The organism is Virgibacillus salarius (assembly GCF_039521925.1).
Classification (GTDB): Bacteria; Bacillota; Bacilli; order Bacillales; family Amphibacillaceae; genus Virgibacillus; species Virgibacillus salarius.
The window spans coordinates 1-11,864 of sequence record NZ_BAAACY010000096.1; the positions used below are offsets into that span (position 1 = coordinate 1).

At 36.2% G+C, this 11,864-nt stretch carries 12 protein-coding genes; 8 read left to right on the forward strand and 4 right to left on the reverse strand.

Translation table 11 applies throughout. From position 1 onward, the window contains the following. From ABDZ84_RS12340 to ABDZ84_RS12355, 4 genes are all read left to right on the forward strand, one after another. Nucleotides 1–559: transposase (locus tag ABDZ84_RS12340; RefSeq protein ID WP_343781690.1), on the forward strand; the 559-nt coding region annotated here is incomplete at its 5' end. Between the two features lie 328 nt (nucleotides 560–887). Continuing rightward, entirely contained in the window at nucleotides 888–2,255 is a 1,368-nt protein-coding gene (locus ABDZ84_RS12345) for a dipeptidase (RefSeq protein ID WP_026680551.1), read from the forward strand. A gap of 74 nt (nucleotides 2,256–2,329) precedes the next feature. Further along, nucleotides 2,330–3,088 carry a (S)-benzoin forming benzil reductase gene (locus ABDZ84_RS12350; RefSeq protein ID WP_026680552.1) on the forward strand — a complete coding sequence of 253 codons (759 nt, stop codon included), beginning with the start codon at nucleotides 2,330–2,332 and terminating at the stop codon, nucleotides 3,086–3,088. A gap of 88 nt (nucleotides 3,089–3,176) precedes the next feature. Further along, nucleotides 3,177–3,311 carry a YjcZ family sporulation protein gene (locus ABDZ84_RS12355; protein ID WP_080668644.1) on the forward strand — a complete coding sequence of 45 codons (135 nt, stop codon included), beginning with the start codon at nucleotides 3,177–3,179 and terminating at the stop codon, nucleotides 3,309–3,311. A gap of 160 nt (nucleotides 3,312–3,471) precedes the next feature. Here ABDZ84_RS12355 and ABDZ84_RS12360 read toward each other — a convergent pair whose 3' ends face one another. Beyond that, nucleotides 3,472–5,109: a putative ABC transporter permease subunit gene (locus ABDZ84_RS12360; RefSeq protein ID WP_026680553.1), complete on the reverse strand. Its 1,638-nt coding sequence runs from the start codon at nucleotides 5,107–5,109 to the stop codon at nucleotides 3,472–3,474. Next, the gene (locus tag ABDZ84_RS12365) at nucleotides 5,102–5,827 is read right to left on the reverse strand and encodes an ABC transporter ATP-binding protein (RefSeq protein ID WP_026680554.1); all 726 of its coding nucleotides are present in this window, start codon (nucleotides 5,825–5,827) and stop codon (nucleotides 5,102–5,104) included. The genes ABDZ84_RS12360 and ABDZ84_RS12365 overlap by 8 nt, the downstream gene beginning before the upstream one ends. Before the next feature lie 138 nt (nucleotides 5,828–5,965). Here ABDZ84_RS12365 and map point away from each other — a divergent pair, with 138 nt between their 5' ends. After that, nucleotides 5,966–6,718, forward strand: coding sequence for a type I methionyl aminopeptidase (map, locus tag ABDZ84_RS12370; RefSeq protein ID WP_121604844.1), 753 nt, complete (start codon nucleotides 5,966–5,968; stop codon nucleotides 6,716–6,718). A gap of 445 nt (nucleotides 6,719–7,163) precedes the next feature. On the opposite strand, the gene nhaC is transcribed toward map, so the two are convergent. Beyond that, nucleotides 7,164–8,540, reverse strand: coding sequence for a Na+/H+ antiporter NhaC (gene nhaC / locus ABDZ84_RS12375; protein ID WP_034678763.1), 1,377 nt, complete (start codon nucleotides 8,538–8,540; stop codon nucleotides 7,164–7,166). A gap of 576 nt (nucleotides 8,541–9,116) precedes the next feature. Here nhaC and ABDZ84_RS12380 point away from each other — a divergent pair. Both ABDZ84_RS12380 and ABDZ84_RS12385 read left to right on the forward strand, forming a co-directional pair. Continuing rightward, complete coding sequence (locus ABDZ84_RS12380; RefSeq protein ID WP_026680558.1) at nucleotides 9,117–9,842, forward strand: AzlC family ABC transporter permease; 726 nt, start codon at nucleotides 9,117–9,119, stop codon at nucleotides 9,840–9,842. Next, nucleotides 9,839–10,129 (forward strand): AzlD domain-containing protein, encoded by a 291-nt coding sequence (locus ABDZ84_RS12385; protein WP_026680559.1) that lies wholly within the window; start codon nucleotides 9,839–9,841, stop codon nucleotides 10,127–10,129. Before ABDZ84_RS12380 ends, ABDZ84_RS12385 begins: the two co-directional genes overlap by 4 nt. A 177-nt stretch (nucleotides 10,130–10,306) precedes the next feature. Here ABDZ84_RS12385 and ABDZ84_RS12390 read toward each other — a convergent pair whose 3' ends face one another. Then, on the reverse strand, nucleotides 10,307–11,176 hold the full coding sequence (locus ABDZ84_RS12390) for a cation diffusion facilitator family transporter (protein ID WP_026680560.1): 870 nt from the start codon (nucleotides 11,174–11,176) through the stop codon (nucleotides 10,307–10,309). 242 nt (nucleotides 11,177–11,418) lie between these two features. Here ABDZ84_RS12390 and ABDZ84_RS12395 point away from each other — a divergent pair, with 242 nt between their 5' ends. After that, a complete protein-coding gene (locus tag ABDZ84_RS12395; RefSeq protein ID WP_026680561.1) occupies nucleotides 11,419–11,652 on the forward strand; it encodes an IDEAL domain-containing protein in 234 nt (77 codons plus the stop codon). Nucleotides 11,653–11,864 lie beyond the last annotated feature (212 nt).

Genomic DNA, 11,864 nt, shown 5'->3' on the forward strand with positions numbered 1-11,864 from the left:
TATCCAAGTCATCGAAGAACTCCCTGTAGATCCGGAATCTACGATTCTTCGTGAGGCTGTGGTTAAACTGGGGAAAATGAAATTTCCAGTTCGCTTGATCGAAACACAAGATAGTCAAGGAAATCTTATTAGGATCATCATTAATGATGCGAAAATGAGTGCACAGGAAATCAGTGATCTTTACCGAAATCGCTGGCAAATAGAATTATTCTTTAAATGGATGAAACAACACTTAGTTTTCAAAAAGTGTTATGGAAAGAGCTCAAACGCCGTTTACAACCAAATTTACATAGCTATGATCACTTTCTGCTTAACTTTATTGATGAAGAAAAAAGTGTGTTATCAAGGATCACTTCTCGAAATGCTTGAATTTATTGGTGTATATTGGTCAAGCTGCTTCTCTACCTTTATAAAAGAACTGTTTAAAAAGCCAAATCGAACGTCGGATGGACGGAGGCGACTTGAACATGAGCGCATCTTTAATAACGTACTAGAACAAATTAAACGAGAGGAAACCTGGTACTTAAATAATGATGTAACCTATGATCTTATCTTCTGATATGTAAAAATCTGGATAAGGGCTACCTTCAATTAGTACCCCCTTATCCTTTTGGCTCTATAAACCCTATATTCAAAAAACTGAATTTTTGAACAGTTATTAATTGGTATATTTTTGATAAATATTCCAGTTTTGCGCACTTGACTATTTTTAAAATTTTTTGTGCAACGCTAATGAGTAAATTATAAAATTAGCCGATGTGGATAAATATGGACGTGTTGAGCTTTTTATTCTTCTCGTTATTGAAAAACTTTCGCGTTTCATGGATGTTGCTTCTCTCCATGTGCTAAAATAAATATAAAGAAAATTACCAAATGGAGGAACAAATATGAGTGAACAGGCTTTGAATTATTTAAAAGATAACCGTGAAAGGCTACTTGCTAAACTAACCGATTTTCTTGCTATTCCAAGTGTGAGTACAGATAGTGCGCATAAAGATGACATCGAAAAAGCAGCGGACTTTATTGTTACATATCTAAAAGATATTGGTTTTGAAAATGCTGAGAAACAAGCAACGGCTGGACATCCACTTGTTTACGCTGAATATAATGGAGCTGGTCCAAATGCCCCAACTGTTCTTTTTTATGGTCACTATGATGTACAGCCTGCAGATCCCCTTGAATTGTGGGATAGTGATCCTTTTAAACCTGAAGTACGGAATGAAAGATTATATGCACGTGGTTCAAGCGACGATAAAGGACAAGTGTTTATGCATTTAGCAGTATTTGAAGCATATATGAAAACAGAAGGTAAACTACCTTTAAATGTAAAGGTTTGTATTGAAGGAGAAGAGGAAATTGGAAGTGAGAGTTTGTATGAAGTTCTTCATAAGAAGAAGGAACAGTTTAATGCAGATTTTGCCGTAATATCTGATTCAGGTATGGTAGCTAAAAACCAACCAACTATTCTATATGGATTAAAAGGGTTTACTGGGATTGAAATAACAGTTACCGGTCCTGATCATGATTTACACTCGGGAATGTATGGCGGAGCCATACGTAACCCAATTATGGCTTTGAGTCATATCCTCTCTTCTATGAAGGATAAAAAAGAAGTCGTTACCGTGAAAGGTTTTTATGATGATGTGGAGCCATTAACGTCAGAAGAGAGAGAGCTTATTGAGAAGGTTCCTGGTGAAGATTATACGAATGCAACAGGTGTTGATCAGACTATTTCTGAAAAAGGTTATACAGCAAAAGAACATACAATGGGAAGACCAACATTAGAAATAAATGGAATTTATGGTGGATATCAAGGAGAGGGTACGAAAACGATTATTCCTTCTACAGCGGTTGCGAAAATAACCTGCCGTTTAGTACCTGGACAAGATCCTGTTAGAATACAGAATCTACTTGAAGATCATATCAATAAAGTGGCCCCAACAGGAGTGACGGTAGAAGTAACAAAAGAAAAGCTCTCTGCAAAGGCGTACAAAGTTGAACCGAACCATCCGCTAATTAAAAAAGCAGCAACTGCCTATACAAAAGCATTCGGTAAGGAGACTATATATGTAAGAATGGGAGGCTCAATTCCAGTTGTAGAATGGCTGGAGGATATCTATAATTTTCCAATTGTATTGTTAGGATTTGGAACTCCAGATGATCGACTTCATTCACCGAATGAAAGTTTTCCAATAGATAGCTTCGATAAAGGAATGGAAACCCTTATGTATTACTGGAATGAAGTGGGATATTAAAAATAGTATAAGCGGAGTTTCGTATGAATTACTTACACTTCATGTGCTAGAAATGGTGGAAGGGAGGAGTATTCATGAAATATGCTATTGTGACGGGAACATCACGGGGATTAGGTGAGGATATTGCAAGACTACTTTTAGAGCATGGGGTTCATGTTATTGGTATTTCTCGTAGTCCATCTCAAGCTCTAGTAAACGTAGCACAAAAAAATCATAGCACTTATACGCAACTACACGGTGATCTTGGAAACATAAATGAACTGGAGCAGATGAATACGCAGCTAAAGGAGTATTTACTTCATCGGAGTATTACGGAGCTTTATTTGGTAAATAATGCAGCAGTTGTTCAGCCTGTTAATCAAGCGAACCAGATAGCTGCGAATAACTTATCCTACCACTTCCATGTAAATGCGATTGCACCAATGGCTTTAACCAATTCTCTTATAGATTATGCAAACAATAATGGAATTCCCATGATTGGGCTGACAGTGACATCAGGAGCTGCAGAAAGGCCAACATATGGATGGAGTGCTTATTGTAGTACCAAGGCAAGCATAAACATGTATACACGAACTGTTGCTCTAGAGCAAGAACAACTAGGTAGTAAAAATAAAATAGTTGCTTTTAGTCCAGGTATAATGGATACAGAAATGCAAGAATCGATACGTTCGAGCTCGAAGGATGAATTTGCAGATATTGAAAGATTTGTAGCCTTCAAACAAAATAACCAGTTAAGAAGTACCAGGAACGTAGCAGCGATTCTGGTGGAATTAATCTTGGAAAAAAATCAGATAGAAAATGGAAAGATTTATAACATCGGTGATTTTCTTTAAAGTTAGACGCCCATATCGCCTAAATCCCCTTCCATATTTCACTTTTTCGCATAAAATGGATTATCTTGTGAAAGAGGAGGCGAATGAAATGAGTGAAGGCGGATCTGCATATGGCGGAGGATTTGCGCTATTAGTCGTATTGTTCATATTATTGATTATAATTGGAACTGCTTATACAGATGGTGGTGGCTATGGCGGCTACGGTGGTTACGGCTGCTGCTAAACATAAGTATCCGCCCGTTTAACGGGCGGATACTTATGTTATCCCGCATATAACTGGCAGTAAATGTCCAATTGGCTCCAGGGCCTTTTAGGTCATACCCTTGTGGTACTAACCATCAGTGGGGGATAAACAAAATCCACTTTGTAGATTGTTTACTTTACTACAATGAATTGGTTTGACGTAACTTTAAACGGAAAAGTATTCCAATTGTAATTATTGCAATGATTAGCCCTAATAATAAGCTAAACACTGTAAGAATGAAGCTTAGAATTGATGTGTTCCATAAAATTAACACAAGTGCGCCAAAAATACCAAATGTAATACATATAGCTGTTAAACCGATTAACCGAGATTTGAAAACCTCTTGTTCATCTGTCCAATTTAATTTTGGTTGTATAAAATCCAAATAAGTTCCTAACATGCTTGTAAACCAGTTAGCGACCAGCATTAATAATAACCAGATGAGACTGTAAGTTAAGGGTAACTGTAATAATCCTATACCTACAATTAAAAGTAGTGTAATGGTAATTAAGTTGATGATCCAAGCAGTTGAAATTTTATAAAGTAATATCTGTTTCATAGAAAGGGGAAAGTAAAATTGAACAAACCAATTTTTTCCATCCCTTGATACTGATGAGATTGCAGTCGCATTAGAACCAATTAGAACAACAGATGCCAGAAATAATACTAGAATGGACTGTTTTTCTGAAAAATTGTTCATGAGAGTAGCAAGACCTTGTGTTCCTGAGTCCATAATAAATATAATGAGAAGAAAGACTGGACCAAATAAGCTCTGAATAACGCATTGCATTAAAAAGGTAGGTGTACGAAATATGATTCGTAATTCTGTTTTAATATAGGATAGCCATACAGCTTGCTTCTTTACATTTTTTGCTGATTTTTTCTTGGGAAGTGTTAGCTTTCTTCCTACTCCACCAGATCCTAGCATCCCTTTTATATAAAAACGTTGACCGATCCATAAAAAGAGCATAAAGCAACCAACTGCAAGAACAACTGTCATGAGAAAGTAGATAAATCCCTCCCATGTACTAGCATCTGTTAAAGCTTTTGTTTGTAAAAAAGCAGGTGGATAGTAATTCGTTATCTTAATAAGTAGCCCGTCTTTTTCCTTTAACAAATAAGTTAAACGTTGAAGCATTGCCTGAGAATCTGTATTTAAACGGACAATCACATTGATAAAGATTATAAACGCCAATGTAAGTATCCCTGTAATAACTTTAGAGCGATCCTTGTTTTTAGAAATGTTTATAAATCGCATTGCTACCATTAAGATGATGGCTGCAAGCGTAAATGGAACCATTGGCATGAGTAAGAAAATAGGTACCCCTTGAAGGTAGTAATGTATAGGTGCTTCACTAACATTTCCATACGCATAAAACCAAGGAATGAACAGAAAGCCAGAAGTAATGTATAAATATATAAACGGATTAGCAGACTTTCCTAATATCAATTGGTATGGCTGAAATGGAAAAGGAATAAAGGACTTAATGTCTTCTGCAAAGAAAAATGCATTTAGAATAGTTACTAAGCTCATGATAAATAGGATCGTATGAAGACCTATGAATAAGAGACCTAAAATGACCGATTCCTGACCTACTGATTGTAGTGTCTGATATAATGCTGATACGGTAGCATTCGTAATGGTAATATATAAATATAAGAATGGGATAGAAAAAAGAATGATTGGAACCAACAGCCATATTTGTGAATGGTTTGCTCCTGCTTTTGAATATTGCATTTTTAAGATTATCTTTACTAGAAGCCATGTCTTATTCATCATTCGTTAACTCCAAGAACACAGCTTCTAACGACTGATCTGTTTGGTATTCTTCATGGAGTTGCTTCATGTCACCGTAGAAAAGGAGTTTTCCTTTATTAATAATAGCAACCATATCACATAATTGTTCCACTACTTCCAGACCATGACTTGAAAAAAACACAGTGTTACCTTTATCCGCATGCTGACGCATCATATCTTTTAATGTATATGCCGATTTTGGGTCGAGTCCTGTCAGTGGTTCATCCAATATCCAAATAGATGGATCATGCAGTAAGACACCTGTTACGATTATTTTTTGTCTCATTCCATGTGAATATGTTTGGATATAATCTTGAAGTGACGTATGAATTTGAAATTGTTTTGTCAATGTATCAATTCTCTCTTGACGAATAGTTTGTGGGACATTATAAATATCACCGATAAAATTCAAATATTCAATTCCTTTTAAGCGTAAAAACATATCTGGCTGATCTGGTACATAGCCAAAAGTTTTCTTCGCTTCGATGGAATTTTTATCAATTGGTATCCCATTTAAAGTGATACTTCCTTTGTCAATAGGTAAAATTCCAGTCATCATTTTAATTGTAGTTGACTTTCCAGCACCATTAGGTCCAAGGAAACCAACAATTTTTCCATCTGGAATAGTCAAACTTAAATCCTCAATTGCTCGACTATTTCCTGGAAAACCTTTTTGAACATTTGTTATTTCTATCATTGTTACCCTCATTTCTAATTGCTTTTATGAATAGAATAAACTATGGTACACTTTATGTTGGATATGTTCATTCATGAACGATAGGGTTATTTTAACATATAATTTATGGAGATTTTGTAAGAAGAGAGGAAGTATTTCATGATAACAAGAAAAAGTAAACGTGAAATTGAAAAAATGCAAGCAGCTGGAGACATTCTTGTTAAGTGTCATAAGGAAATTGCTAAATTAATCAAACCCGGAATTACAACAATGGAAATTAATAACTTCACGGAGTCATTTTTAAAAAAACATGGTGCGACTCCTGAACAAAAAGGGTTTAATGGTTATCCTTACGCGATATGTGCATCGATAAACGATGAAATTTGCCACGGATTCCCACGTGAAGAGAAATTAAAAGATGGTGACATAGTAACAATTGATATGGTAGTAAATTTAAATGGTGGTCTTGCTGATTCAGCGTGGACATATGCAGTTGGAAATGTCGACGAAAAAGGGCTTCGATTGATGGATGTTACAAAAAAATCCATGGATAAAGGTATTGAACAAGCACAAGCAGGTAACAGAATAGGTGATATCGGCCACGCTATTCAGCAATATGCAGAAGGCGAAGGTTTCTCCGTTGTTCGCGACTTTACTGGTCATGGTATTGGTCCAACCCTTCATGAAGACCCACATATTCCCCACTTTGGCTTACCAAATAAAGGATTAAGATTAAAAGAGGGTATGGTAATTACGATTGAACCAATGATTAATGAAGGTAGCTGGCATAGTCAAATGGACAGTAATAATTGGACAGCAAGAACGATTGATGAAGGTCGATCAGCACAATACGAACATACGATTGTTATTACGAAGGATGGTCCATTAGTGCTTACAGATCAAGACAAATAAGGTGCTATATTTTTATCCCGCAGTAAGACCCTCATTTCCAGCAATAAAGTGAAATCAATATGGATAAATGGGGATCAACTGCCAGTAAATGCCCGATTGAATTCAAGGCCTTTAAGGCACATCCTAGTTACCAACAATCAGTGGAGGATAAACAAAACACTCCTCGGATTGAAGTTTTATTTTATAGGATAGATACACCAATAATGTATGCGAAGATACTGTACCTATAGATAAATGAAGTGGTTAGTGATTTTCTATGGTGACCATATGAAAATCAGATCCATAGATGGACACGTTTGAAGTTCCTGACATATAAGAGTGAGCAGCAAACGCAAGTAGTAAAACAAATAAATTAGAAGGCTGTACTTAGGGTTCTAAGTACAGCCTTTCGTATAGATATGAAATTATTAACCTAAGGAATAGTTATGGTATTTACAAGTAACTGTTATGAAACCCTCTTTTTTTCGAATGATTTACCACTGAAAATCATCGTTATAATTGGACTTAATAAACAGAAGAAAGCAAATGGTAAATACATTAATACAGGAACTCCTAGAACGTCAGCGATAAATACGCCACAAACACTCCATGGAACTAGTGGGTTAATCACAGTTCCAGCATCTTCTAATGTTCGTGATAAAACCTTATTAGGCAAGTTAGCTTTATGATATATTCCTTTAAATGTCTCACCAGTTAGCATGATCGATAGATACTGCTCGCCAATTAGTACATTAACACCAATTGCAGTAGCAGCGGTTGAAATGATAATGGAACGAATTTTTATTAGCTTTTGTTGCAAGGCAGTAAGTAATGTCGGAATAATACCTGTAACAAATAGTAGACCCCCAAATCCAAGAGCTAGAATAACAAGGGATATCGTAAAAAGCATACTATTGACACCGCCTTTTGTAAGCAGGTCATTTACTGGTTGAAAGTTAGTAGATGCTGTATATCCATTAAACCAGATAGACCATATGTCATTCCATGATAAGCCGTTCATAAAACGAGCGAATACCGTTGCTACTAAACTGCTTATTGCAATCGAAATAAAGGCAGGTACTTTTAATAAGGTACAAATGATGAGAGCAATTAATGGTAACCAAGATGTCCATGCCATTAATCCAGTTGATTGTAATGCTTGTTGATATGCAGCACCATTTTGAAACGACACCGTCTCTTCAGGTGACAAAATAGCAAAAATAATAAAGGAAATAACAAAAGCAGGTATCGTTGTAAGGCTTATATGCTTAATATGATCAAACAGATCAACCCCTACTACTGTGGAAGCTAAATTGGTTGTATCGGAAAGTGGAGACATTTTATCTCCAAAAAACGCTCCTGAAACGATGGCTCCAGCAGTGATAGCCATCGATGCATCTAAAGCACTTCCCATCCCGATAAATGCAACACCTATCGTAGCTGTAGTTGTTAATGAACTTCCCATTGATACACCGATAATTGCTGTAATTGCAAAGACAATGGCGTAAAACCACGTACCTCCAATAAAAGAAAATCCAGTATTAATAAGTACAGGTATTGTACCACTAATCATCCAACTGCTAATTAAGATACCAATTAGGAAGAATAGAAAAACGGCACCCATTCCTGTTCTTGCTCCCTCTATAAGCCCATTTTGTAGTTCTAGAAAGGGTATCTTTTTTACTATTCCATATGCGACTAATAGGAAGATACCAAGTAATATAGGAATATGTGGTACTGTTCCCAATCGAATAATGAAATAACTGATATTACCTATAATGATAATGAAAAATATAATAGCCTCTGATAATAATGGATGATGCTTTGGTTGTATTGGAAACATCAACTATTCCTCCTTCTTGTTTGAAATAAAATAAAAGCGCAAGCGCCCCAATAGAAATATAGCGACTGAAGCACTCAACGGAGTTAAAGGAATCACATGTGCTTGCGAGTCGATGATGACTTAGATTAGGGAGATTCGTGAAGTTGCCTCGTTTCTGGGCGCTGGAGCCGGACGTGGCTCAACACGCCCAAATCTATCTACAGGCTCAAATTTTATAGTTTCCTAGACAATAAAAAAAGCTCCGTCCCCTGTACTAGGGACGAAGCTTGACTCCGCGTTACCACCCTGATTGCTGAAATAACAAGTTTCAGCCTCTCATTGTTATGGACTCTATTTCATGAATGTGTAATTCAATGCTTTTCCTGCCAGAGTTTTCACCAACCACTCTGTCTCTTTCTTCTGCTTAGAAGGCATTTACTGCGCATTCTGAGTCACCTATGAATTTTTAAAAAGATTAATATTGAATATAAAGGGGAAAGTTCGATTTGTCAATATAAAAAAACAACGATCTAATCTTTTTAATTTTAAAAATATAAGATATAATAACAGGAATTGTACTAGGGGGTAGAAAAATTGATGGCAAAAGCAGCAAGTAGAAATAATACATCATCTATACAAATGATACAAAAAGGATTAGCATGTGGCTTCCCTATTATGGTTGGTTACTTACCTATTGCGATTACTTATGGTGTGTTAGCTAAGCAATCAGGTATGTCGGTATCTGAGTTAACATTGATGAGTGTGATGGTATTTGCAGGTGCAAGTCAATTTATGGGAGCAAATATGATTGCAGTTGGGGCAGGAACTATTGAAATCATTATAGCTACATTTGTTTTGAATTTTCGTCATTTTGTAATGAGTCTATCTTTTATGAACCGGTTAAGAGGCATTGACTTAAAATGGAAACTTCCTTTATCTATGGGATTAACGGATGAAACGTTTGCTGTCGCCTCATTACATACGAAGGAAGCAAAGATGGAAAAAGGAGCTTGGTTTTATACGGTTATCATATTGGCCGCCTATTTATCATGGGTTATTGGATCTTTCATAGGAGGTATGCTTGGAGAAATCATTCCTGATAAATTAAGTCAAAGTATGGGAATCGCTCTATACGCAATGTTTATCGGTTTACTTATTCCATCGGTTAAAAAGGAGCTAAAAGTTGGAGGTATTGCAATTATAGCTATGCTTATTCATGCATTATGTGTCCAAGTAGGTATGAGCACAGGCTGGGCAATTGTATTAGGAACGATCTTAGGAGGTATGAGTGGAATAGTACTGCTGAGGGGGGAAGAGACATGATTTTACTTATCATTATCGGTATGTCACTAGTGACGATGCTACCAAGAATGATTCCAGCATTTATTGTAGACAAATTACAATTTCGAGATTGGGTGAACAGGTGGTTAAATGCAATCCCTTATGCTGCATTAGGTGCACTCATTTTCCCCGGGATTATGACCGTTCGGCCAGACCAGCCTCATATTGGATTACTGGGAGGTCTAGTTGCTATAGTATTGGCTTTTTTAGGTGTCAACATCATTCTTGTAGTTATGGCAGCAATAGCTACAGTCTATGTCTTAACCTAACCTATGGTTGATTTGGTATAACTTGCAGAGAGTTTTGGTTTGTTAAGCTAATTTGAATGTAGGTACACAAAGGCTTAACCTTTGTTATAATGGTTTTTAGCCTTTGTTCCTATTCCTTAGTAAGGGGTAGAAATTTCTCTTTATTTCATAGATAACTTATTCGAAATGTATGTCTATTTATTTCTTATAAGGCTCTATATGAATATGAGCATGGGTAATATTGTGTTTTTTATAAAGATGGTTTTCCAATCGCTCTGTGATAGCGTGACTTTCTTCTACGTTCAATGTTGGATCTACAAGAATGGTAATATCGATGAAAGCTTGATTTCCATGGATACGTCCCTTTACCTCAATAAGCTCCTTGACCTCAGAGTCTTTCTCGATGCTTGTTCGAATCTTCTTAATCTGCTTCTCATCAAATCCATCTGTTAATGTATGGGTGGAATCCTTAAAAATATCCCATGCTGTTTTACAAATGATTAATCCAACAATTAATCCGGCTAATGGATCTAACCAAAATAACCCAAACTGTGCACCAATGATACCAATAAACGCTCCAATACTTACAAGTGCATCAGAACGGTTATCCTGTGCGGCAGCATAGAGGGAGCTACTTTCAATTTTTCTTGAGAGCCGTACATTATACAGATAGACAAGCAACATAATGCAAGCAGCGCCTAATGCTGTCCATGCAGTAATCATATCTGGTTGGGAGTAATTGCCCATCCATACTTTTTTACACGTATCAAAAATGACTTGCAAACCTACAAACATCATAATGAAGGCAGCAAATAAAGAAGCAACCGTCTCTGCACGAAAGTGACCGTAGTGATGATCCTCATCAGGTGGCTTACGAGAGATTTTTAAACCAACTAGCACTGCAATAGAGGCTATCACATCTGTAGAATTATTTAACCCATCTGCACGTAATGCATCTGAATTACCCTTATAAGCAATAATTAATTTAGCGATTGCTAAAATAATATAGGCAAAGATGCTAATCCAGGCACCTTTCTCCGCTTTTTTTAAATTATCCGAATGACTCATGCTTATAGCCTCCGATACATCTATTTAAAGACCGCTGTTTTTACTTTAAATAGTCTATCAAAGTTGTATGTGGTGAGTCTAGAGAAACATTGAAGCGTCTATCAATAGTTATTGAATGGAGTTAAGTAAGTTTCATGAGGTAAAAATAGGAAATAAATATTTTAATTTTTCTTTACATTACCTATTGCAATTATTCAAAAAATTTAGGATAATAGTAAAAAGGAACAAGGGGGAAGTGTTCCATGAAAAAGCAGAAAACAGTTTATCAGTTTTACCGTTATAGTGGGGAAAAGATTCAAGCTAAGCGGGAAATACCATTTGAGCTTCGTTTTTCATCCCGTCTGCTTTTAGATGAGTTATGCTTTAATTATAATAAAGCATTGTTGGAAGACAATATTAATAATTCGATTGATGAGGGAAACAGAGATCAATTTTTGAAGCTAAGTGAAGATTATAGACACTTTATTTGGGAATAACCATCTCACAAAATATACGTTGCCTTGCCGTATGGTAAGGCATTTTTTTGTAGTCAAGGAAATTAAAAATTAACCCATGTGGATAAATATGGGCGTGTTGAGCTACGTCCAGCTCCGGCCACCGTGATTCCTTTATCCTCAATTCGCTACGTTTCTAATCGGGCGCTTGCGCTTTTGTTCTAAGTTAAGAAAGTATAAAATCAGTGCAATGA